Annotated in this window: 22 protein-coding genes; 9 read left to right on the top strand and 13 right to left on the bottom strand. The window is 60.6% G+C overall.

The window, feature by feature from the left end; genetic code table 11:
* The first annotated feature begins 7 nt into the window (after nucleotides 1–7).
* Entirely contained in the window at nucleotides 8–739 is a 732-nt protein-coding gene (gene rlmB, locus DARO_RS15205) for a 23S rRNA (guanosine(2251)-2'-O)-methyltransferase RlmB (protein WP_011288697.1), read from the top strand.
* 76 nt (nucleotides 740–815) lie between these two features.
* Here the strand turns inward: rlmB and rarD are convergent, their stop codons facing one another.
* Nucleotides 816–1,703 (bottom strand): EamA family transporter RarD, encoded by an 888-nt coding sequence (gene rarD / locus DARO_RS15200; RefSeq protein ID WP_011288696.1) that lies wholly within the window; start codon nucleotides 1,701–1,703, stop codon nucleotides 816–818.
* A 6-nt stretch (nucleotides 1,704–1,709) separates the two neighbouring features.
* Nucleotides 1,710–2,402: a DUF599 domain-containing protein gene (locus DARO_RS15195; RefSeq protein WP_041224440.1), complete on the bottom strand. Its 693-nt coding sequence runs from the start codon at nucleotides 2,400–2,402 to the stop codon at nucleotides 1,710–1,712.
* 157 nt (nucleotides 2,403–2,559) lie between these two features.
* On the opposite strand from DARO_RS15195, the gene DARO_RS15190 reads away from it, so the two are divergent.
* The 3 genes from DARO_RS15190 to DARO_RS15180 all read left to right on the top strand — a co-directional run bounded on the left by DARO_RS15190 (nucleotide 2,560) and on the right by DARO_RS15180 (nucleotide 4,479).
* A complete protein-coding gene (locus tag DARO_RS15190; protein WP_011288694.1) occupies nucleotides 2,560–3,696 on the top strand; it encodes a GGDEF domain-containing protein in 1,137 nt (378 codons plus the stop codon).
* Nucleotides 3,697–3,765: 69 nt separating this feature from the next.
* Nucleotides 3,766–4,080, top strand: a complete 315-nt coding sequence (locus DARO_RS15185; RefSeq protein WP_011288693.1) for a hypothetical protein — start codon at nucleotides 3,766–3,768, stop codon at nucleotides 4,078–4,080.
* 156 nt (nucleotides 4,081–4,236) lie between these two features.
* The gene (locus DARO_RS15180) at nucleotides 4,237–4,479 is read left to right on the top strand and encodes a hypothetical protein (RefSeq protein ID WP_011288692.1); all 243 of its coding nucleotides are present in this window, start codon (nucleotides 4,237–4,239) and stop codon (nucleotides 4,477–4,479) included.
* A gap of 22 nt (nucleotides 4,480–4,501) precedes the next feature.
* On the opposite strand, the gene DARO_RS15175 is transcribed toward DARO_RS15180, so the two are convergent.
* The 11 genes from DARO_RS15175 to DARO_RS15125 all read right to left on the bottom strand — a co-directional run bounded on the left by DARO_RS15175 (nucleotide 4,502) and on the right by DARO_RS15125 (nucleotide 17,702).
* On the bottom strand, nucleotides 4,502–5,074 hold the full coding sequence (locus DARO_RS15175) for a DUF1415 domain-containing protein (RefSeq protein ID WP_011288691.1): 573 nt from the start codon (nucleotides 5,072–5,074) through the stop codon (nucleotides 4,502–4,504).
* Nucleotides 5,075–5,124: 50 nt separating this feature from the next.
* Entirely contained in the window at nucleotides 5,125–5,643 is a 519-nt protein-coding gene (locus tag DARO_RS15170; protein WP_011288690.1) for a cysteine hydrolase family protein, read from the bottom strand.
* A gap of 25 nt (nucleotides 5,644–5,668) precedes the next feature.
* Nucleotides 5,669–7,141 carry a M17 family metallopeptidase gene (locus DARO_RS15165; RefSeq protein ID WP_011288689.1) on the bottom strand — a complete coding sequence of 491 codons (1,473 nt, stop codon included), beginning with the start codon at nucleotides 7,139–7,141 and terminating at the stop codon, nucleotides 5,669–5,671.
* 11 nt (nucleotides 7,142–7,152) lie between these two features.
* Nucleotides 7,153–7,725 (bottom strand): response regulator, encoded by a 573-nt coding sequence (locus DARO_RS15160; protein WP_011288688.1) that lies wholly within the window; start codon nucleotides 7,723–7,725, stop codon nucleotides 7,153–7,155.
* 188 nt (nucleotides 7,726–7,913) lie between these two features.
* Nucleotides 7,914–8,489 (bottom strand): DUF4124 domain-containing protein, encoded by a 576-nt coding sequence (locus DARO_RS15155; protein ID WP_011288687.1) that lies wholly within the window; start codon nucleotides 8,487–8,489, stop codon nucleotides 7,914–7,916.
* Nucleotides 8,490–8,545: 56 nt separating this feature from the next.
* A complete protein-coding gene (locus DARO_RS15150; protein ID WP_011288686.1) occupies nucleotides 8,546–11,635 on the bottom strand; it encodes an efflux RND transporter permease subunit in 3,090 nt (1,029 codons plus the stop codon).
* A gap of 10 nt (nucleotides 11,636–11,645) precedes the next feature.
* Nucleotides 11,646–12,815 carry an efflux RND transporter periplasmic adaptor subunit gene (locus DARO_RS15145; RefSeq protein WP_011288685.1) on the bottom strand — a complete coding sequence of 390 codons (1,170 nt, stop codon included), beginning with the start codon at nucleotides 12,813–12,815 and terminating at the stop codon, nucleotides 11,646–11,648.
* Nucleotides 12,816–13,043: 228 nt separating this feature from the next.
* Nucleotides 13,044–13,712: a sulfite exporter TauE/SafE family protein gene (locus DARO_RS15140; RefSeq protein ID WP_011288684.1), complete on the bottom strand. Its 669-nt coding sequence runs from the start codon at nucleotides 13,710–13,712 to the stop codon at nucleotides 13,044–13,046.
* Nucleotides 13,702–14,760, bottom strand: a complete 1,059-nt coding sequence (locus DARO_RS15135) for a 4Fe-4S binding protein (protein ID WP_011288683.1) — start codon at nucleotides 14,758–14,760, stop codon at nucleotides 13,702–13,704. Before DARO_RS15135 ends, DARO_RS15140 begins: the two co-directional genes overlap by 11 nt.
* Nucleotides 14,760–15,590 carry a hypothetical protein gene (locus tag DARO_RS15130; RefSeq protein WP_011288682.1) on the bottom strand — a complete coding sequence of 277 codons (831 nt, stop codon included), beginning with the start codon at nucleotides 15,588–15,590 and terminating at the stop codon, nucleotides 14,760–14,762. The genes DARO_RS15135 and DARO_RS15130 overlap by 1 nt, the downstream gene beginning before the upstream one ends.
* Before the next feature lie 9 nt (nucleotides 15,591–15,599).
* A complete protein-coding gene (locus DARO_RS15125; protein WP_011288681.1) occupies nucleotides 15,600–17,702 on the bottom strand; it encodes a TonB-dependent receptor in 2,103 nt (700 codons plus the stop codon).
* Nucleotides 17,703–18,049: 347 nt separating this feature from the next.
* Here DARO_RS15125 and DARO_RS15120 point away from each other — a divergent pair, with 347 nt between their 5' ends.
* The 5 genes from DARO_RS15120 (at nucleotide 18,050) to DARO_RS15100 (ending at nucleotide 22,654) form a co-directional block, all read left to right on the top strand.
* Nucleotides 18,050–20,044 carry a TonB-dependent receptor gene (locus DARO_RS15120; RefSeq protein ID WP_497462984.1) on the top strand — a complete coding sequence of 665 codons (1,995 nt, stop codon included), beginning with the start codon at nucleotides 18,050–18,052 and terminating at the stop codon, nucleotides 20,042–20,044.
* A gap of 7 nt (nucleotides 20,045–20,051) precedes the next feature.
* Complete coding sequence (locus DARO_RS15115) at nucleotides 20,052–20,591, top strand: YfiR family protein (protein WP_011288679.1); 540 nt, start codon at nucleotides 20,052–20,054, stop codon at nucleotides 20,589–20,591.
* 142 nt (nucleotides 20,592–20,733) lie between these two features.
* The gene (sigZ, locus tag DARO_RS15110; protein WP_011288678.1) at nucleotides 20,734–21,276 is read left to right on the top strand and encodes an RNA polymerase sigma factor SigZ; all 543 of its coding nucleotides are present in this window, start codon (nucleotides 20,734–20,736) and stop codon (nucleotides 21,274–21,276) included.
* Nucleotides 21,277–21,348: 72 nt separating this feature from the next.
* Entirely contained in the window at nucleotides 21,349–22,404 is a 1,056-nt protein-coding gene (locus tag DARO_RS15105; protein ID WP_011288677.1) for a permease, read from the top strand.
* A gap of 10 nt (nucleotides 22,405–22,414) precedes the next feature.
* Nucleotides 22,415–22,654: a thioredoxin family protein gene (locus tag DARO_RS15100; RefSeq protein WP_011288676.1), complete on the top strand. Its 240-nt coding sequence runs from the start codon at nucleotides 22,415–22,417 to the stop codon at nucleotides 22,652–22,654.
* Nucleotides 22,655–22,944 lie beyond the last annotated feature (290 nt).

The following is a 22,944-nucleotide window of genomic DNA, read 5'->3' as shown; positions in this document are numbered from 1 at the left end:
AGCAGTCATGTCCTCCCGCCTGATCTACGGTTTTCACGCCATCACCGCCAAACTTCGTCACGATCCGGGGGCGGTCAAGGAAATCCTGATTGATGCTTCTCGGCATGATGCCCGGGCGCGTGACTTGCTCGGCCATGCCGAGTTGCAAGGAATCAATGTGGTGGCCTGCGATGGCAAGCGACTTGACGGGATGGCCCCGGGGGCCAGACACCAGGGGGTGGTCGCTCGTATTGAAGGCGGACGCAAGGTCGCGCATCTCGACGACGTACTGGATACGCTCGAAGAGCCGGCTTTCCTGCTCGTGCTCGATGGCATTACCGATCCGCGTAATCTTGGCGCTTGCTTGCGGGTGGCCGATGCGGCCGGTGTCCATGCCGTCATCGCACCCAAGGATCGCGCCGTTGGTCTGACCGATGTGGCCGCCAAGACGGCCTGTGGTGCTGCCGAAACGGTGCCCTATGTGATGGTGACCAATCTGGCTCGTACGCTGCGAGAGTTGCAGGAGCGCGAGATATGGGTGATCGGTACTGCCGGTGAGGCGGAGAGTGATCTCTATGCCGCCGAGTGGCCAAAAGCGACGGCCTGGGTGCTGGGTGCGGAGGGGGAAGGCATGCGCCGCCTGACCCGGGAAAATTGCGATCAGCTAGTCAAGATTCCAATGCACGGTACTGTCGAAAGCCTGAACGTGTCCGTGGCGGCTGGTGTTTGCCTGTTTGAGGCACGCCGGCGTCTGGGGTAAATCCGGGGCACCAGAATCCTCTGGTGCGCCAAGCAGTGCCGGGCGATGACTTCGCTGCCCTGCGGGGAGCGCGAGATCACACGGTCCGCCGGTATTTCTCCCAGGCACTCCAGCTAAAGATGAAAAGACCGAGCCAGATCAGCGCAAAGCTGGCCAGGCGGGCCGGTTGGAGTGGCTCGCCAAAGACAAAGATGGCGGTGACGAATTGCATGGTCGGGTTGATGTACATCAGCATACCGACGGTGGCCAGATCCAGTCGTTGAGTGGCAGCAGCAAATGCCATCAATGGCAGGGCGGTCAGGATGCCGGAGCCGATCAGCAAGGCCGTGCTTGTGCCATCAACCAGGGTGAACACGGCATGTCCTTGCTGCGCTTGCCAGCCGGCGTAAAGCAGGCAGATCGGCAGCATGGCCATGGTTTCCAGCCACAGGCCGGAAATTGCATCGACCGGCACTTGTTTGCGCAGAAGACCGTAGATGCCGAAGCTGCCGGCCAGAAACAGCGAAATCCACGGCAGCGTACCAAGGGCGATCAGTTCGTTGCCAACAGCGACGATGGCGAGTGCGATGGCCAGCCACTCCTTGGCGTTCAGTCTTTCTTTCAGGACCAGCAGACCAAGCAGGACATTGACCAGCGGCGTCAGGAAATAGCCGAGGCTGGAGGCAACGACCTGGTGGTGATTGACTGCCCACAGGAAACCAAGCCAGTTGCTACCGAGCAGCATGGCTGCGATGCTCAACCGGATGACGTGGCGCGGTGCGCTAAACAGGGCAAAGACGTTTTTCCAGCGCTGCCTGAGGGTGAGCAGGATCGTGACGAACACAAAGGCCCAGGCGGTGCGGTTGGACAGGATATCCATCGGCGAAATCGCACCCAGCTGGTGGAAATAGAGTGGGAAGAAGCCCCAGATGACGTAGGCGAGCAGGCCGTAGCCAATGCCGGCCAGTTGCTTTTTGGGAGACATTGCCAATCAGGCCTGTTCGCGCAGGACGTGCAGGGCGGGGGAGCGGTAATCGCGCCGGAATAGCACGATCAGCACGATGATCGACAACAGGCTGAGGGCCAATGAATTGAGCAGCCAGCCAGAGGCGGCAAGGCCGAAGTAGTAGGCGCGAATCCCCCGGTTGAAATCATCTCCTGCCAGATTGTTGGCACCGGCTACCCGCTGCGCGTAAACGTCGATATCCGCTTCTCCGGCTTTGCCAAACGGGGCTCCGCCAACCAGGATGGAGAGCAGGTTGAACTGACGTAGGGACCAGGTGAACTTGAAATAAGCGTAAACAAAACTGGCCAGCACCAGCATCAGCTTGATTTCAAGCAGCTCGCGGTTGCCAGTGTTGCCGAAGGGAAGGTCGGCGGTGAAGCTGATCAGCTTGTCAGAAGCGCCGAGGGCGGCGACCAGGCCGGCGATGATGTAGATGGTGGTGTTGGCGTAGAACGAAACACTGGTCACCAGATTGCCGATCAGCGTCGAATCCGTCACCCGAACGTCGCGCTCAAGCATGCGGTAGGCCCATTTCAGCCGATACTGCTGGGTGGTGCGGATCAGGCCGTTGGAGCCCCATTGGCTGTGTTCCGAATACCAGGCATAACCGGCCCAGCAGGCGAAGAACGCCGCAAGGGACAGCCAATCGACAATGCTAAGGTGGGGCAGGGCATGCATTCCCGCATATTGCCATAGAGCCCGCGCTTCGGATATTGGGGAAAAAATCATTCTCGCCCGCCTGCGGCAGGGACTATGCTGTTGGTTATATTCGAGAGGCATTCTTAGATAGTGCCCCGCTACCCACAGAGTGAAGTTCCTTCAAGGCGCGTTGAAGATGAACAGAGTGCATCCGCTGACGCTCAGCTTTCGTGACTCCGCGACGGAGCGAGCCTTTGCCCGGCATCTGATGCCACGCCTGCGTCTGCAGGGCCGGGCGGCGATCGTGGTAGGCATCGTTGTCTATTTTTCCTATGGAGCGCTGGAGCATCTGTTCGTGCCGCCCGAGCAGCTTGGACAGGTCTGGCTGATCCGTCTGGCGACCTTGCTGGTGCCGGTGTCCGTTCTGGCGCTGACTTTCTCTCCATGGTTCGAAAAAGCCAACCAGCTACCACTTGCCCTGGTCGGATTTACGGCCGCGCTTGGCTTGATTGCCATGCTCTGGCATCTGCCGTCAGGAAGCAGTACCTACTACTACCCTGGCTTGATGCTCGCCACCTTCTATACCTACAACCTGATCGGGGCTCGCTTCATTCAGGCGTTGGTCGTCAATCTCGTGGTGCTGGTTCTCTACAACATTCTGTTCGGTTTTGTGCGGCAGTATCCGGAGGGAATGCTGCTTAGCCAGAATTTTTTCATCATTTCGGCCAACCTGATCGGTGGTGCTGCCGGCTATCTGGCCGAGTATCAGCGACGCCAGCTTTTCCTTCGTGAATTGCAACTCGATAACGAGCGGCTGCTTCACCTTGAACGTTCACTGCATGACCGGCTGACCGGCTTGCCCAACCGTGAGCTGCTCGATGACCGGATCAATCAGGCATTGGCTCTGGCTCGCCGTGACCTGGCCCGCCATGCCGGGTTTTTTATCGATCTGGACGGGTTCAAGGATGTCAATGACCAGCTTGGTCATGATCGTGGCGACATTGCACTGCGCGAAGTGGCGAGGCGATTGGCCTCGTCAATGCGTGAGACCGATACCGTGTCACGGCTGGGGGGCGATGAGTTTTTTCTCCTCATTCAGGACATCGGTTCATGTGATAGCGCCGCCCATCTGGCCGACAAGTTGATCTCATTGGTCGAGCGGCCGATTCCCGGTTTGCCCAAGACCCAGACGCTCAGCGCGAGTATCGGCATCTGCCTGTTTCCCCGAGCCGGGGGCGCAAACACCCCGGAAGGGATCATTCGCTGCGCCGACCTCGCCATGTATCAAGCCAAGTCGGAAGGCAAGCGACGCTTCTGCTTCGCCGAAGAGTGAGTCCGTTCCCCGGTGGGCTGCGAAATTCCTGTATCCTGCCAGCCTTTGAAATTTCTGGGGGGAACAGACATGGGACAAGCTAAAAACCGCGGTACGCTGGCACAGCGCGTTGCTCAGGCTCAAGAGAAGATCGAGGCGACGCGCCCGGAAAAGCTGGTCTGCAATGGCTGCAAGGCAGATGTGACGGCGATTCATCCGGTCAGCACGCGCGGCCTGCGCGGCATCGAAGCGATCTGGGTTGGCCAGTGCGAGTGTGGCCAGACGACGTTTGCCGCTTCCGGCGAGCCGAAAGCGGTCGAAGCCTTTTTCTTTGCCCTCAGCGAGAACACCGAGCTGACGCTGGGCAGCCAGCGCAAGGATGGTGGAGAGCACGAAACAGCCTGATTCCCGGTTGTCGGGGAAGCGTATTGGCGGGCCGCAGTCGCGGCCTGTTCCTTTGATACTGACGGTATTTGCGTTTTGCCTGCTGCAACGCCTTGATTCACCAAGCCAGACGGCGCAGACTTGCTCTGTTACCCAGCCGACAGAAGGAGGCGCACCATGACCGATTCGCAACTCAAGGAAGCCGTCCTGGGGCCATGGCCCTTTTTTGGTGTCAGTTCGCGTGGCGAGGTGTTCGCCCGCTATATACCCAGCGGGCCGGTGTTCCGCTGGAGCTGGAACCAGATGATTCCGATGCCCGTGCAGGGCAGTGATCTTGTCTGGCTGCTGCATGCGCAGGGCGAGGAAGACCAGCCAAGCGATTCCGAGCCAGCGAAAGGGCCGACTGCCAAGGGCAAATAAGCGACTGCTCCGGTCCGGGAGATCAACTCAGCCAGAGTTTCTTCCAGCCCTCGTGGCCGAGGCGCTCCATGGTTTCGATATTGCGCTCGAAAATCGCTTCCGCATCGGGAAAGGCCGCAACGGCGCGGTCGATGCTGCTTTCGCGCAGCAGGTGCAGTGTCGGGTAGGGGGAGCGGTTGGTGAAGTTGGCGATGTCGTCCGGCTCGCTGCCAGCAAATTCGTACTGCGGATGCAGGCTGGCAATCTGGAAAACGCCCTCATAGTCCAGGTTACGAATCAGGGCATCGACTTCGCCGAGGAAAAAGTGGAAGTCTAAAAAATCCGTCATCACCTGCGGATGAATCAGCAGCGTGGTGTCCAGTTCGGCCGGATCGGTTTCGGCGAGCCGGGTCAGTTCATGTTCCAGTTCGGCCAGCAGTTGATCCGCCGTGCTGGCCCCAGTCACGGCATAGCGCACCTGCTTTTTGACGAACACGCTCTTGGCGAAGGGGCAAAGGTTCAGGCCAATCACGGCACGCTCCAGCCAGGTCTGGGTGTTGGCGATGATTTCTTCGGTGGCGGGTGCGTCGGTAAACGGCGTGAGAACCTGGGGCATGGCGTGAGTCTCGGAAGTGCGGTGGTTCGGTTAAAAGATCCGGCGATGGCCTAGAGCAGGTCGGCGGCCAGGCCGACGGTCAGCCGGGTCGATACGGCATTCAACGCGATCTTGTGCAGGATTTCGCTGACGGTCGTGCAGCAGTCAGCCACGATGCTGACCTTGTACGTGTCGGCCGCCTTGGAAATGGCGGTATGGGTCACACAGTTCTGGGTCATCATGCCGCAGACCAGCAGTTCGTCTGCGCCGAGTTGAGCCAGCGTCGCTTCCAGGGTGGTGTTGTGGAAGCTGTCGGCAAATGACTTGATGACGATAGGCGCATCCGGTGCAGCGGCGAGGATGCGCGGATGGATGTCGACGCCCGGCGTGCCGGTGTTGAAGAACGGCGCCACCCCTTTGCTGCTGTCGGCAACGTGCTGAACCAGAATGACCGGGATGCCCTTGGCCCGAGCGTTGCCAATGGCCTGCTCGACGTTGGCCAGCGTGCCTTCGGCATTCCACAGCGGAAACCGGCCATCCGGGAAATAGTCGTTCTGCAGGTCGATGACGATCAGGGCGGGCTGAGACATGGTGCTTTCTCCAGTGGGCAGGGGGCTATTGGGCAGTGGATTCGAGTTTGGCCCAGGCCGTCAGGAAGCTGATGCCCCAGGCGACGCCGAAGCCGGTCTGGTCGGTCGCGATGGCGCCCAGGCCATCCTCGCAACTAGCCGCTGACAAGTCCATGTGCAGCCACGGGAGTTCGCCGACAAAACGTTTCAGGAAGCGTGCGGCATGAATATGGTCGGGGGCATCGTCGTCCAGACTGCACTGGCAAATGTCGGCGACCTTGCTGTCGAGGGCATCTTCGTAGTCGGCATCCATCGGGAAGGTGCATACCCGCTCGCCGCTGGCCGATCCTGCGCGCACGGCCAGGGCGCCGAGCTCGTCGCTGCTGGCGAAGATGCCGGAGTAGCGGCAGCCGAGGGCGTTGATCATCGTGTAGGTCAGCGTGCCGAAATCGATGATCAGGTCGGGCTTGCTGCGCCCGGCCAGGGCCAGCGTGTCGGCCAGGACCATGCGGCCCTCGGCGTCGGTGTGGACGATCTCGATGGTCGTGCCATTGAGCGCCGTCACGATGTCGCCCTGGCGGCTGGCGCGGGGGGAAATGTCATTGCTGGCCAGCGCCAGCCAGGCATCGATGCGTAGTGGCTGGGTTTGTTGGCTGGCAGCGAGCAGGATGCCGAGTACGGCAGCCGAACCAGCCATGTCTTCATGCATGCCGATCATCGAATCGGCCGATTTCAGGTTGTGGCCACCAGTGTCGAAACAGATGCCCTTGCCGACCAGGGCGACGCGAGCCTTCGCATTGGGCGGGATCAGCGAAAGCCGGACGATGGCTGCGTCGTTGGCTTCGCTACCCTGGGCGACGGAAGCGAAGGCACCGGCCCCCATCTCACGTAGTCTGGGCAGGTCAAAAACTTCCATTTCCCAGCCATGCTGGTTGGCCAGCTCGGCGATGCGCGCCCGGTAGGCGCTTGGTGTCAATTCGTTGGGCGGTAGTGCGGTCAGGCTACGCGCCAGCAGATTGCCGTCGGCCAGTGAGCGGGCGTGCTCCGAGGCATGATCACTGCCCCAGATGTTCAGGGATTCCATGGCGCGTGGGGCGTCTTCCTGTTTTCGGTTGGGCAGCGGCGTGCCATTGGCCAGCCCGACGTAGGTGGCCAGGTCGGCCATCCAGCCGGAGGTCGCGGTTGGGGCGCAGATCAGCACATTGACCGTGGCGGGTTCCTCATCGAGCAGGATTGCCATGCCTTCGCGCAACAGGCTCAGATTGTCGAAAGTCGATTTGGCCGGGTCGAGCCTCAGCCAGACCCGCAAGCCGCCTTCGGCTGAATTGGCTGATACCGGGGCATCGCTCAGTTCGTCGGTATCAAGACGCCGTCGGGCCAGGGTTGCCATCAACGAAGCGCGACCTGGGCAGTCGGCCGGAATTTCCTGCATTGCTGGCAATAGCACCAGCACGTGGCTCATTCCAGCCTGGGCAGCGGTTTCCGGAAGGGCGGGAAAGGTCTTGAGCGTGGCGATCATGGCCGGAGGAGTCAGGGGGTGGGCGTGGCGGGCGTCGGCTGGTCGGCTTTCGGGAGAACGCGGCGCGGGACCAGGTTTTCATCGAGTAGGCGTTCGATCCGGAAAAAAATCTCGTAACGCGAGAAAGGCTTCTTCATGAAATCATCGGCCCCGATCCGTGTGCCGAAGAACTGCTCCATGGCCTGCTCGTTGCCGCTCATCATGATGACCGGGATGTCGCGTAGTTGTGGGTCGCGGCGTATCGTGCGCAAAGCGGCAAACCCGTTCATGCCGGGCAGCACGATGTCGAGAAAGACCAGTTCCGGTCGCTGTTCCTGCATCAGTGCCAGGCCTGACTCGGCATCAAATGCTTCGAGTGTTTCGTAACCGGCCGAACGCAGAAATTTCTTGAGGGCGACAACGATGGTTTTGGAATCGTCGATGATCAGAACTTTCGTCCCTTCGCGAGCATTGACCCGAGCCCGTTTGCGGCGTTCGGTGATCCCTGGCTCGGGGAGGCTCTCTTCCTTCACCTGTGCCGGAGCATGGGTCTGCGCTTCGGGTTCGCCTCCGAACAGGGTCTTGAGTTTGTCGAGTAATCCCACCCTTTTTTCCCTTTTGATGTCGGCTGCAATTTGCCAGGGGGCAATCCTCTGGCTCGTTGCAAGTCGGTAATTCGTTCCTGACCGCTCTTTTGGGGTCGCTTTGCCCTGCGTTCAAAGCGTTCTTGCCGTTTGCATACGGCTGCGCAGAATTGTACGGGAATGCAGGCCGACGTTGGTCAGTGTCTCGCTTATCGAGCGCAATTCTTGTTGTTGGGCGGGCAGATCACGACCGAGGGCGCTGGTGGCTGGAGCGGGGGGGCAGGTTTCGGCTGAGGATGGAAGTGGTCGTGTTGCCGGGGAGGTACGCCATAGATCGGCACGTAGACCGGTTGCAGCGTGCTTTCGGGTGGTTTGACCAGGCTGCGGCATTCGGCTTCAAGCTGGGCGCGCTGTGAGGCTTCCAGTGCCTGCTGGCTTAGATCGCGCAGGCAGGCAGCCGGGTCGCCGTAGGTGCGGGGCGGCGCGCTGGTAGCGCTCTGGCGCTGGATGGCTCGTTCCTGCCGGTCGGCCGCTTCTTCGGCCCGTTGGCTTGCCTCGCGCTTTTCGACGTAATTGCGCATGCGTTCGACGTCGCGTTCGGCCTGCTGGCGTGTGGCTTCGGGAACCGCTTCGTCTGGTCGCACGGAAACCATGCTGCCGCTTGGGCAGGGGGCGTTGGAAATCTCGGTCTTGCCATCTGGCAGGCGGCATTTGTAGATTTCCGCGCCGGCCGGTTGGGCAAGCAGGGCGAAGAAGGCGAGAAGGATGAAGCTTGGTCGGCACATGATTTATATATAGCTTAACGCGGCCTAAAGTGCATCCGTTGACGCCTGTGGGTCGGTCAGCTTGCCGCCGCCGTTTCGAGCGGTGCTTCGGTCTTGTCGGTAAAGCGGTCGAGATAGAGGTAGATGACCGGTGTCAGATACAAGGTAAGCAACTGTGACAGCATCAGGCCGCCAACGACGGCCAGACCCAGCGGCTGGCGCACCTCGGCACCGGCGCCGATGCCCAGGGCGATGGGCAGGGTGCCGACCAGCGCGGCCATTGTGGTCATCATGATCGGCCGGAAACGGATCAGGCTGGCCTGGAAGATCGCTTCGCCGGGCGGCATGCCATCCTTGCGCTGCCGCTCGAGGGCAAAGTCGATCATCATGATGGCGTTTTTCTTGACGATACCGATCAGCATGATCACGCCAACGAAGGCGTAGAGACTGAGGTCAACCTTGAAGATGAGCAGGGTGATCAGGGCGCCGAGACCGGCCGAAGGCAGGCCGGAAAGAATGGTCAGCGGGTGGATGAAGCTCTCGTAGAGCACGCCGAGTACCAGATAGACGACCAGTACGGCGACCAGCAACAGGACGCCAAGGCCTTGCAGCGAGGACTGGAAGGCTTGCGCCGTGCCTTGCAGGCTGGTGGTCAGCGAGACGGGAACGCGGATTTCCTGTTCCAGTGCCTTGATCCGGTCCACCGCATCGCCCAGTGAAACGCCGGGTAGCAGGTTGAAGGAAATGGTGACTGAAGGCAGTTGGCCCTGGTGGTTCACGGTCAAGGCCTGCGTCTTGCGCGTGAAGCGTGCCACGGTGTCGAGCGGGATCAGCTTGCCGTTACCGCGCACATAGATGCGCGACAGGGCCTGTGGGTCAGCCTGGAATTCCGGGGAAACTTCGAGGATCACCTGGTATTGCGCCGTCGAGCCGTAGATCGTCGATACCTGGCGGGCGCTGAAGGCGCTCTGCAGGGCGTCTTCGACCTGGCCGAAGGTCAGGCCCAGCGTGGATAGCTTGTCACGGTCGATGTCCAGCCCGACGACCGGGCTGAGGTTGTTCAGGTTATTGGCAACGTCGACGAAACCGGGCAACTGGCGGATCTTCTGGGTCAGCGTTGCGGTCCATTGGTACAACTCATCGAGATCGGTGTCCTGCAAGGTGTATTGGTACTGGGCGGCAGTAAGCTGGCCACCGATCCGGATCACCGGCGGGTTTTGCATGTACACCTTGATGCCGGGCACCGCCGCCAGTTTCGGACGCAGGCGCTGGATGATCTGATCCGGCGTCGATTTGCGCTCGTCGAGTGGTTTGAGAATCATGAAAACGGTGCCGGTGTTGGCGGTTGGCCGGATGCCGCCGGCGCCGACCGACGACATGAAGGAAGCGATGTCCGGTTCCTGTCCGACGATTTCAGCCACGGCGCGTTGATGCGCGACCATTGAGGTGAAGGAGGCATCCTGTGCGCCTTCGGTAAAGGCGATGATCTGGCCGGAGTCGCCACTGGGAATGAAGTCCTTGGGCACCAGCGTGAACAGATAGCCGGTCATCAGCAAGGTGACAAAGAAACTGGCGAGGATGGTGCGCGGATGCGCCATGGCCTGTTTGAGCGTTCTTTCGTAGGCGGCGAGCACTGCGTTGAAGAAGCTTTCGAACATCTGGAAGACGCGGCCGTGTGAGTCCGGCTCGGCATGCTTGACGTAGCGGCTGCACAGCATCGGCGTCAGGGTCAGCGAGACGAAGCCGGAAACGAGAATGGCGACGCAGATGGTCACTGCGAATTCATGCAGCAGGCGACCGACGATACCCTGCATGAACAGCACCGGGATGAACACGGCAATCAGCGAGATGGTCATCGAGATGATCGTGAAGCCGATTTCCTTGGCTCCCTTGATTGCGGCCTGGAAGGGCGGCTCGCCGGCTTCAACGTGGCGGACGATGTTCTCCAGCATGACAATGGCGTCGTCCACGACAAAGCCGACCGACAGCGTCAGGGCGAGCAGCGACAGATTGTCGAGGCTGTAGCCGAGCACCGACATCATGGCGAAGGTGCCGACCACCGAAATGGGCAGTGCCAGGCTGGGAATGACCGTTGCCGACAGATTGCGCAGGAAGAGCAGGATGACCATGATGACCAGGAAGCCGGACAGAATCAGCGTGAACTGGACATCATCGATGGCGTGGCGGATCGAGTTGCTGCGGTCGAACAGTACTTTCATCGTCACCGCGGCTGGCAGTTTGGCCTGGAACGAGGGCAGGATGCGTTTGATCGCATCCACCGTTTCGATGGTGTTGGCGCCGGGCTGGCGCTGGATGGCGAGCACGATGGCGCGCTTGTCGACGTTCCAGCTGGCGATGCGGGTGTTCTCGACGCTGTCGATCGGTGTCGCGATGTCTTCCAGCCGAATCGGTGCGCCATTGCGCCAGGTGACGATCAAGGGCCGGTAGGCGGCGGCGTTGCTGAGCTGGCCATTGTCTTTCAGCGCGAAGGTCTGGCGGCTGCCATCGAGCTGGCCGACCGGCTGGTTGACGTTGCCCTGAGCGATGGCCTGCTGCAGTTCATCGATGCCGATGCCGCGGGCTGCCATCTGGTCCGGGTTGGCCTGGACGCGGACAGCAAATTTCTGCGAACCGTAAATCTGCACCTGGGCAACGCCGGGAACGGTCGAAAGCCGTTGGGCCAACTGGGTCTCGGCATATTCATGGACGAGGGACAAGGGCAGCGTCGGCGACGACATCGCGATGTAGAAAATCGGCGAATCGGCTGGGTTCACCTTGCGGAACGACGGTGGCGTCGGCATGTTCGGCGGCAGCTTGCGCAGGGCTGCCGAAATGGCCGACTGGACGTCCTGAGCTGCGGCGTCGATGTTACGGTCCAGCGAGAACTGCAGCGTGATGGTGGCCGAGCCTTGGGCGCTGGTCGAGGTCATCGAGTCCAGTCCTGCGATGGTCGAGAATTGACCTTCGAGCGGCGTGGCGACGGCTGCCGCCATGGTTTCCGGCGAGGCACCGGGCAGGTTGGCGGTGACTGAAATGGTCGGGAAGTCGACGGCCGGTAATTCCGAAACCGGCAGGGCACGATAGCCGATAACGCCGAAAATCAGCAGGGCGACCATCATCAAGGTGGTCATTACCGGACGACGGATGCAGAGCTCGGGTAGATTCATTGCCAGACCCTCAGCGTGCCGGAGGGCTTGGTTCGGGTGCCTTCGACTTGGCTGCCTCGGGATTGACCGGCTTGCTGCTGACACTGGCGCCTGGTGTCAGCCGGAGCTGGCCATCGGTGACCACCGTTTCGCCGACGGCGACTCCCTTGGCAATGGCGGAATTGCCCTGATAGCTGGCGATGATCTCGATCTTTCTGACTTCAACCGTGTCGTCGGGCTTTACCGCGTAGAGGAAATTGCCATCGGCCCCCTGTTGTATCGCTTCGTTGGGCACGAGGACCGCCTCGGCCAGCTTGTCGAGCACCATGCTGACATTGAGGAACTGTCCCGGCGTCAGTCGGGCCTGCTTGTTGTCGAGCAGCGCCTTCATCTGGATTGTGCCGGTGGTCATATCCACGGCGTTGTCGATGAATTTTGCCGTGCCTTCGAACGGCGCATCCTTGCTTCCCGGCAAGGCGATCTGAACGCTCATCGCGCCCTTGCTCATGGCATTCCGCAGTCGTTGCAGGTGGCGTTCCGGGATGGCAAAAGTGACGTAGAGCGGGTTGATCCGGTTGACGACGGCCAATGCCGTGTCATTGATCTTGACCGAAGAGCCAGGGAAGACCAGCCGGGCGCCGACGACGCCAGCGAAGGGGGCGCGGACCGTGGTGTAGGAGAGTTGCAGGCGGGCCAGTTCGAGTCCGGCCTGATCTGCCTTCAGTGTTGCTGCCGCAGCGGCTTCGTTGGTTCGGACTTCATTGACCTTCTCGTCGGACACAAAGCCGCGTGCCTTGAGTCCAGAGTAGCGTTCGACGTCGGCCTGCGCCTTGGCCAGTTGTGCCTGATCCTTGGCGACGATGGCTTCGGCCTGCGCGACCTTGGCGTTGAAATCGCCCGGATCGAGCCTGACCAGAACATCGCCTTGTTTGACTGCCTGCCCTTCCGTGTAGGCCACAGCCAGGATCTGGCCATCCAGGCGTGATTTGACGGTGACGCCCTCGTAGGCTTCGGCGCGTCCGACAACATTCAGGTAAACCGGCATCTCGCCGCTTTGCGCCTTGGCAACGGTGACTGGCACCGGTCCCGCCGCCTTGTTTTGAGTGGCGGGAGTGGCCTTGTGGCCGGTCCATAGCCAGTATCCTCCGCCGAGTATGGCGGCAACAACGAAGGCAATGAGCGGCTTGTTGATTTTCTGCATGGTCGAAAGGCGGGGAGGCGCGAAGGTAGGAACGGACGTGGCGATGCAGCCGGGCAGGCAGCATTAGGCTGCCTGCGGGGCCAGTAGAAGCGAATCGTAACATTCTACCGGTGGCGTGCCGGTGCAGATGAGCACTGGCAGGCTGCTGCCGGCACCTCCCCTTTGAAACCCGTTGGCCGGAAAAGGCAAACGGGGATGGCGCCGGGTGCTGCGCCCGATCGTATCCGGCTAAGCCAGCAGGCGACGGATGCCGAGCAGGATCAGTACGGCGGCTGAAGCCCAGACCAGCCAGCGCGACAGCCAAGGGCGACCGGCGCGCAATTCGCGGCCGAGGCGGCCGGCCAGGGGAACGAGAATCAGGATCGGCGTCATCGCAGCGCCCAGACCGAAGGCCAGGCCATAGCCGGCACCGGATGCAGCGCTGCCACTCTGGGCAGCGAGGGCGAGCAGCGAGGCGAGCGGCGTGCATGGGGTGAGGGCCAGCGTGGCGCCCAGCGCGAAGGGCGGGGCTGCATCGGCCCGGCCGTGGAAACGCAGCGGCTGGACGGCAGGCCGTTTCGGAGTGCAACCATGGCGATGGGACTTGAAAAGCAGCCACAGCCCAGCCCCGATGCTGGCGCCACCGATCAAGGAGTTGCCCCAGGAGCCGCCCAGAGCCTTGGCCAGGCCGAGCCCGGCCAGCCCGGCCGAGGCGGCGAGGAGCGTATACATCAACACCCGACCGGCCAGGAAGACCAATGCATGGCGGAAGGCTTCGGCGGTGCTGCTCGCCCGGCCGAGCGCCCAGGTGCCCATGAAGGGCAGGCAGGTGACGGTGCAGGCAGTCAGGCCCATCGATACGCCGAGCAGCCATACGGTGCCGAGGCCGACCTGGCCAGCGGCGAGTTCATCGACCATCGCCTGCCTCGCTACGCTTCATGAAGCGCACTGGCTTGACGCTGCCATCCGGCCATTCGCCCCGCACTTTGTTCTTGTAATAGTCGCGGCGCGACGAGAACAAGGTGATCGGCCCCCACTTGATCCGGATCGTGCCGTCCTGCGGGCAGTATTCGGCACAACGGCCGCACAGCGTGCAGTCCTCGGTGTAGGCCTTGCGCCCCTCCTGCAGCGAGATTTCCTGAATATCCATCGGGCAGGCCTCGCTGCAGATCCGGCACTGACCGCAGTTCTCGTGCCGCGTCTTGACCAGGCGCAGCGGCGACAGGCGCTGGAACAGCGCATTGAAAGCGAGCAGGGGGCAGATGCGGCAGAAGGGCTGGCGAATGGCCAGGGCACCAACCAGCATGAAGCCGATCAGGAAATCGGCCGTGGCGCCGAGCGCGAAGCTCCAGCCATCGCCGACGCGTAGCGCCAGCTGGTCGGTGTTGCCGGTGAGCAGCGAGGTCGCCACCCGCGACGGACAGATATCGCAGTACGGATTGCCGAGCGAATGCGGCGTCACACCCAGACCGGTGAGCAGGGGCAGCAGGAGTACCAGGCCGAGCAACAACAGCCACTTGACCGGGCGCACCCGGCGTGCCGCGACCAGGTCGTCATCCTCCAGCCGGCGCAGGCCGAAACCGAAGCGGCGGCCGATCATGCCGACTGTTTCCTGCAATGTACCGAGCGGGCAGATCCAGCCGCAGAAGGCCTTGCCGAGCACGAAGAAGAAGGCGAAGAAAGCCAGGAAGCTCATCAGCAGCGGCAGGATCATCGTGAAGGTGAGCTGCTGGGCGCGTACGATCGCTTCGCCAATGCGATGGTGCAGGATGTGCTGGGTCGGGATCAGTACGCAGTAGCCGCCGTTCATCTGGTCATAGGCGCAGGACAGCGCTGGCAGCGCGTTGGATATCTTGCCGGCCATGTAGGTGCCGACGATAACGCTTCCATATACCGTGACGAAGAGCATCACCAGCTGTACCGTGAAGCGCAGCCGGGAGAGGGTGGGAAAGAGGGTTTTCAGCATCATTGCTCCTTGCCGTTCTGACGGCGACGCAGCAGCGGCAGGGCGCCGAGCATACCGGCCAGGCCGAAGGCCGCGCCCCAGCCGAGGCTGCGGCCGCGCTCGCCATCCAGGCCGTAGATGTGGTTGAAGGCCGTGACGAAATGACGGTCGCCGTCCCGGTGCTCGGTGCTCAGCACGAAGCCGGCATTGGCGTGGTTGTGCCCTTCGCCCTTGGCATCCGGCGGAAAATCGCGGGGGAAAAGTACAGTGGCGACGCCCTCGCTATCCGTCGTGAAGCTGGTTCGTGTGCCACGCTCGGTTTCCATCCGGACTAGCTGGCCGGCTAGTGGCTGCCCGGCGTAGCGGACGATGAAGCGCCATTTCTCGCTTTCGCGATAGTTGGCGTGCTCGCGCGGCAACGGGTCGGGCACGATCTCCAGTTCGTTTTTGGCATGCTGCAGCAGGTCGACCGGGGCCGGGCCGGGGTTGCTCGAATACCAGACGGTCGTGGCGACGGCGACATGGGCCGGTGTTTCGGCCCGGGCGCTCAGCCAGTGGTAGTTGCCGGATTCGGGGGCTGGGCTGCGCAGGCGGGTCGCACCGGCCTCGACCGGGAAGGCCTGTTCGCCGCCGCGCGGGCCGAAGACGCGGATTTCGGCCGCCGGCAAACCGACTGTCCGGAACTGCGCCGCGGCGCGTTCACCGCGGCCACCCGGTACTGCCACGATCAGCGGCTGGGTCGTCCAGGCCGTTGTCGCCGCGGCGGGCGGGCGGCCGTGCTGGTCATGTTGCTGCGCGAATGCCGAAGCGGTCGCCGCCAGCAGCGTCAGCAGGAGTGTTGTGCGATGCATGGTGCTCTCCTAGCGGAAGTCGTAGCGGTAGGTCAGCATCAGCGCACGGGGGGCGCCCACCGTGTAGGTCACCTTGCCGGTCGTATCCTTCTTGGCCTCTGCCGCATAGCGCTCGTTGAACAGGTTGTCGGCGTTCAGGGTCAGCGAATGTTGCTGGAGCTGATAGCCGAGCGAGGCGTTAACGATCCATTCCCAGCCTTCATACTTCTGGGTATTGGCACTGTCCATCCAGTATTCGCCCCAGGTGTTGGCCGAGACGCGAGCCCGCCAGCCGCCCTGCTTCCAGCCGGCGAAGACGCCGTACTGGTTGCGCGGCACGAAGGGCAGGGTGTTGCCGGCCCGTTCCTGGTTAACCGTAATCGCGCCAACGCGCACCGGCTCGGAGAATTCCGTGTAGCGATACTTGGTGTAGCTGTAGTAGCCGCCCAGTTCCCAGTGCTTGTCCAGCGCATAGCGACCGGCGAACTCGAAACCCTTCTTGTCGGTCTTGCCGGCATTGAGGTAGGTCGTCACGCCGCCGTTGCTCTGCTGCACGATGTCCTTGCTTACTGGATTGACGTAAACGCTGGTGTCGAAGGACCAGTCGGCAGCCCGGGCCTTCAGGCCGACTTCGTAGTTACGGGCGACCGGCGCTTCCAGTGCCGGGTTGGTCGACACTTCGCTGAATGAGGGAATCTGGCCGGCCTGGGCGGCCATCGCGAACAGGTTCAAGCCAGGCAGCAAGCGGTAGCTGGCAGCGATTTTGGGGGCCGGCAGGTAGAAGGTCTTGCTGATCTGCGTCGAACCGGCGCCGGCTACATACTTGCCGGAGGCGTAGTCGTACTTGCGGAATTGCTGGTTGTTGTCGTCGAAGTCGACGATGTCGTAGCGCATGCCGGCATCGATGATCCAGCGCTCGTTCGGGCGCCAGGATTCCTGGATGTACGCGCCCGTCAGCAAGGTCGTCGCGTCGTCGATCTCAGCCAGTCTTCCCTTTGCATCGGAACGCGTGGCGACGATACGGCCACCGCCGCCGGTGGTGACATCGCGGTATTCGTACTTGCGCGAATCCGGGGCGCGCTCCTGGCGGGCCGTGATGCCGGCGACCAGGGTACCCTGGGCATGGCGGTAGTTGCCTTCGAGGTCCATGCCCAGGTTGGAAACCCAGGATTCGGTTTCGTTGATGATGCCGGTAACCGGATGGTAGTGGTACCAGGTGTTGTAGTAGATGCGCGGCTTGAAGGTGAAGTTGCCGCGCTGTACTTCCAGACGGCTGTTGAGGAACCAGACCTTGGAGTAGCGGCCGGAGTGCCTCCATGCTTCCGAGGTGCCGTTCTGCTTGCCGGTCTGCTTGAAGGTCTGGAACATGGCTTCATCGACCGCGCCCGGTAATTGCATGTCGGATTCAGCGTAGGAGGCCTCGCTCTCGAGAATGTCGCCGTCGCCCAGCTGAATGCCGTGCTTGAGCGAGGCTTGCGTGGTCTCGAAGCGGTTCCAGGTGCGCCAGTCGTTGTCCATTTCGCGACGGGTCACGGTCAGGGCCAGGGCCTGCCGGTCGTCGATCATGCCGCCGACGCGCAGATGGTAGTTCTGGGTGCCGAGGTTGCCGGCGCCGATCTTCAGGTTGTTGGCCCGGGCATCGAATACCGACTTCGAGATGATCTGGATCGCGCCGCCGGCACTGCCCGCCGCGAACAGGTTGCCCGGTCCCTTGGCGATCTCGATGCGCTCGATGTCCTGCGTGTCGACGAAATCTAGGCGGGTGAAGCTGTCCGGATCGGACAGGGGAACACCGTCGCGCAGCACCTGAATCTCGCGGATGCCGTAGGCCGCCTTGAGGCCGGCACCGCGGATGATCAGGCGGGCATCGGAGCCGCCGTTCTTGCTGTCGATCAGCACGCCGGGCACTTCCTGCAGCGCTTCCTTGACGTTGAACATCTTCTTGTCGGCCAGCGTTTCCTTGCCGACGACGGCGATCGCCTGCGGCACTTCGCCGGTCGAGCGCGTCTCGCGCGTTGCAGTGACCGAGACCTCGTCGAGCATTCTGGACGCTTCGTTGGCCAGAACCCCCGTTGATGCCAGTGAACAGGCACACAACACCCCGAAAGGTGCTATTCCCCTTTTCTTTTTCATGAGCTCCCCTTGTTTGCTTTTTTAGAAAGTGGGGAATATTAGCTATGACTTACGTGGTAACTCTGTGGCATGTTGCCACATGCGGCAACGTGCCGCAGCGGGCTGTTAAGGGGGGGATGCCTGTCCCGAATGCGTTTTTTTAACGGCTTGCAGGGAATATTGTCCTTTCAGGATTAACGGCAGCTGATGAGCTGTGCATAATTGGCACCTTTATTTTTTCCATGCTTTGCGGCTTACCTGTGGGTGCCCGTCAAGTTTTACGCTGTCCGGTTTTTCCGTCGCCTTGTCATGAATCCATTCCTTTTCGTCACGCCTTCAGTTGCCTCGCGCAACGCTTGGGGCTCGCATTGATCGCTGTTCTCAAGCCCTCACCGTCACCGCACCGCTTGTGGTGGCTTGGGGCGATGAGCTTGGCGCTGGCACTTTTCCATCATCCGCTCCGAGCGACCGGAGCAGAGGATTTGGCGGTTCTTCCCTTCGAGCAACTGGTCAAGCGCGAGGTTGTCACCGGGTCTACGCTGGTTCGCCAGATCAGCGACTCGCCATCCGCCGTCGCCATCGTCACCGCCGAAGATATTCGGGCCTATGGTTACCGGACGATTGCCGATGTGATCAACAGCATGCGTGGCCTATACACCACCTCTGACCGCCGCTACCAGTACATGGGCGGGCGCGGTTTCGGGGCGCCGGGTGACTACACCGGGCGGATCATGGTCCTGATCGACGGTTACGTGACGCAGGACAGCCTGTTCAATCAGGCCTACATCGACGAATCCGGGCTGCTCGACCTGGCCCTGGTCGAACGCGTCGAGTACGTGCCGGGTACCGGCTCGGTGACCTACGGCAACAATGCCATGCTCGGCATCATCAATATCGTCACCCGCAAGGGGGGCGACTTCAACGGCCTGCAGCTCTCCGGCGAAGCGGGTAGCCACGATACATACCGGCAGCGGGCGACGTTCGGCAGGCGCTTCGAAAATGGTGCCGACCTGCTGCTCTCGGCCTCGGCAATGGACTCACAGGGCCAGAACCTGTATTTCCCGGCCTACGATACGCCGGGCAACAACCACGGCTGGGCGAACGGGCTCGACGACGAGCGCAACAAGCGCTTCTTTGGCAAGTTCTCACTCGACGGGCTCAGTATCGAAGCGGGCTATGTCGATCGCCGGAAGAGCGTGCCGACCCAGCCGACACAGTTCTCGGTGTTCAATACGCCCTTCACGATCGACGACGAAAACAGCTACCTCAACGCCAGCTACGAGACCGATCTTGGCTTGCAGCTGTACTCGGCGTCGCGCTTCTATTATGGCTACTACGCCTATGAGAACCGGCGGGTCATCAACGATCCGGACCCCTATGCCCAGCGACGGCATCAGGCGCAGTGGTGGGGTGTGGACCAGAAGTTCGTCGGCAAGTGGTTTGCCAACCATTCCATCCTGTTCGGCATGGAATATCGCAACGATTTTCGTCAGAACCTGCGCCGGACTTATTACTCGTCGGGCTGGAATGTCACGAGCGATCTCCAGGAGTCGTATTCACGCAACATGACCAGTGTCTACATGGCGGACGAGTACCGTTTCCATGAGCGCTGGCGCCTTAATGTCGGAGCGCGTTACGACAAGGCCAGCGATCTTGAAGGTAACTGGAGCCCGCGCATCGCGCTGATCTACCAGCCGGATTTCCGGACCACGCTCAAAGCCTCGTATAGCGAAGCGTTCCGCATGCCCAATGCCGACGATCGATCCATCTATGGCGCCGGAGCGGTGCCCGAATATGTGGCGGCGAAGGAACTTGTGGTGCAGCACGACCTAGATCGCAACATGCGGATTACCGGCTCGCTCTACGAGTATCGCCGCAGCAAGCAACAGGTCTACGTTGATGCTCTGGGTGACTATGCCCCGGTAGGAAACAGCCTGTCCAAGGGCGGCGAGCTCGAATTCGAGGCGCGCTGGGACAACGGCATCCGGGCCAGAACCAGTGGCGCCTGGCAGCATTCGCACGACACGAGCGGGCAGGATGCAGTCAATTCCCCAAACCTGCTGGGCAAGTTTCAGCTGACTTCACCCTTGCCCGGTGAGTCGATTCGCGCCGGCCTGGAGGCCCAATACCTCGGTTCGCGCCTGACCACCGAGCGACGCCGTTTGGGAGGCGTCGCGCTGGCCAACCTGACTTTCTCCAGCGAGCGGAAATGGCATGGGCTTTCCGCTTCATTCAGCATCCGCAACCTGTTCGACCGCAATTACGAAGTGGTGTCGCCCTTTGGCTGGGCCCCGGGAACTGGCATCGATGCCCTGCGCATGGACGGTCGGACCTACTGGTTCCAGCTCAACGTCGACCTCTGAAATAGCCATGCGCGCCCTGATCCTTCTTCTCTTGTTCTGTTTCAGCCTGGCGGCAAACGCCCAGGTGGTGGCCGAGCATGAGATGAAAGCGGCTTATTTGTACAACTTTGCCTACCTGTTCGATTGGCCGGACTCCAAACGGGCCAACTTCCACGTCTGCATCCTCGGCGATGAGGAGGTGGGTGTTGCGATGCAGAATTACTACGAACGACGGGTTAACGGGCAGCGTATGGTGATCGCCCGACTGACGACGCCAACGCCAATCCGCTTGTGCGACATCCTTTATGTCGGGGCCGGCGAGATCGTCAATTTGCCCAAAATCAGAAACATCCTCGGTAACCAGCCAACCTTGACGGTAACGGACAAGGGAAGCCTGCAGGCAGTGGGCATCACGCTGGCACTGGAAGGCAAGCGGCTGATGTTCGACGTCAATCTGGAGTACTGCGAACGGGCCAATCTGAAAGCTAAGCCAACCTTGCTGGAACTGGCGCGTAGCGTGCGCAAGGCGACCGATGGGGAAATAAAAACTTCACCTGTCGGAAAGTAAGACGCTGACTATTGATGGCGGGGTATTACCGGTCACAAGCGGTCTCTTACGGATATGGTCTGTCAGCAATTTGAAAAAGCTGCCGCACGAACACAATAATTTTCCGGCACACTACTATCTGGCAGAGCAGTAGTGAGTACTGATGAAATGTATTATCGACGCTTGGGATGAGCATCGGAGTGAGTTGCTACACTTCGTAGCTAACCGCATTCCGGATTTGCAGGAGGCGAACGATGTCGTTCAAGAGGTCTTTCTGCGAGCAACGCGTCTGGAGCGTGGTCTGTGCGGTATCGCCAACCGGAGAGCATGGCTGTTTCAGGTTGCCCGTAACCTCCTAATCGACCGCTATCGGTTGACCAGATACGAGGTCGTGCTGGATGAGTCCCAACTTACGGCAGTGGATGCGGAGCCAATTACTCCCGTCGATTCGCTATCTCAATGCATCCCGAGAGTCCTTACCGAACTCTCCGTTGAGGACCGCGAAGCAATAACGCTATGTGACATCGAGGGAATATCACAGCAGGACTTTGCCGACCGGATTGGAGTGACGCTTCCGGCGGCCAAGTCGCGGGTCCAGCGTGCTCGAAAACGACTTCGAGAACAACTCGTAACTGCGTGCCAAGTCCGATTTGACGAGGTTGGTCAGGTTTGTTGTTTCGTGCCGCGGGGGCCCAAAGAAAATTAATTTTGGCAAACTTGCATCCTTTGACTGACATCCACGTCTTCAGTGGTAACAGAGACTTACAAAGAGCATGCGATGAAACTCGAAACCTCATTTAACACCAGTGCCCCGAACCAAAACCAGCGGTGGGCGGCCGGCATTACTGCCTCAACAGTTATCTGGTTTGTGGCCTACACCCATCTAACTGATTTCGCCGATTTTGGGCTGAGCCTGCTTGAATTGAGCCGAAGCAGCGCGTTAGGTGAAGCCATCCACTTCTTCTTCTTCGATACACCGAAGGTCATGTTGCTTCTGACCGGTATCGTCTTCGTGATGGGGGTTATTCAGACCTTCTTCGCACCTGAACGAACTCGAGCACTACTTTCAGGAAAGAGGATGGGGGTTGGCAACATTCTAGCCGCCTCACTCGGTATCGTGACGCCGTTCTGCTCTTGCTCTGCGGTGCCAATCTTTATTGGCTTTCTGTCGGCAGGTGTTCCACTGGGAGTAACCTTTTCGTTCCTTATTTCGGCCCCCATGGTCAATGAAGTTGCCCTGGCGCTGCTGTTCGGGATGTTTGGCTGGAAAGTTGCAGGTCTCTACTTAGGATTGGGTCTTCTGGTTGCCATTATTTCCGGACTGGTTATCGGGCAGCTGAAGATGGAGCGTTATCTCGAAGACTGGGTAAAAGCTATCCAGGCCAAAGCGGACCAAGAATACGAAGGGAGTTCGATGACCTGGGTCGAACGTGGCGAGGCTGGCCTCGGTCACATTCGGGAAATCGTCGCCAAGGTATGGCCGTACGTCGTTGCCGGTATCGCACTGGGGGCAGGTATTCACGGCTATGTACCCGAGGACTTCATGGCGTCCTTCATGGGCAAGGATGTCTGGTGGGCCGTACCTGCTGCCGTGGTGCTCGGCGTGCCAATGTACACCAACGCGGCCGGCATCATCCCGATTGTTGAAGCGCTGATTGGCAAGGGCGCTGCCCTCGGCACCGTACTGGCCTTCATGATGAGTGTGATAGCACTCTCAGCTCCAGAAATGATTATTTTGCGCAAAGCTTTGAAGCCACAACTGATTGCCACCTTTGCCGGTGTCGTTGCCCTGGGCATTCTGATGGTCGGCTACGTATTCAACGCAGTTCTATAAGGAGAACACCATGAAAGAAGTCAAAATCCTTGGCCCGGGCTGTGCACGCTGTAAAACCCTGACCGAAATGGTTAAGCAAGTCGCTGAGCAGACCGGAGTCGCTATCAACCTTGAAAAAGTTGAAGATATGGCCGTTATCATTGGTTATGGCATCATGGGCACCCCCGGTCTGGTTATTAATGGCAAGGTTGTTCACTCTGGCAGTTTGCCGGACCCGAAGAAGGTAGCTGCCTGGCTACAAGAAGTCTGAATATTGGCCATGTTCACTCATCTTCAAATGAAGAAGACAGTCATCACCACGCAAGCGTGATGAACTACGGCGGGGCATGCGTTATGCGGCATGAGTAGTTGCAAAAGCAGACCGACTGTCCAATGCAGTTGAGTGACAGCATTGGGCACTCACCAATCTGATCGCCTCGCTAGCACACGTCATCAGGCAACAACCGGTCGGAGTATTTGTGCAAATAACGCGGCATAAGCGACCTTGCGTCGCTAGCTGGCGGAATGTCCGTTATTGAGAGCGAACCAGATTTACTTGTT

This window comes from Dechloromonas aromatica RCB (assembly GCF_000012425.1).
The sequence above is the reverse complement of the archived record's forward strand: the minus strand, read 5'-3'. Positions and strand labels throughout refer to the sequence as shown.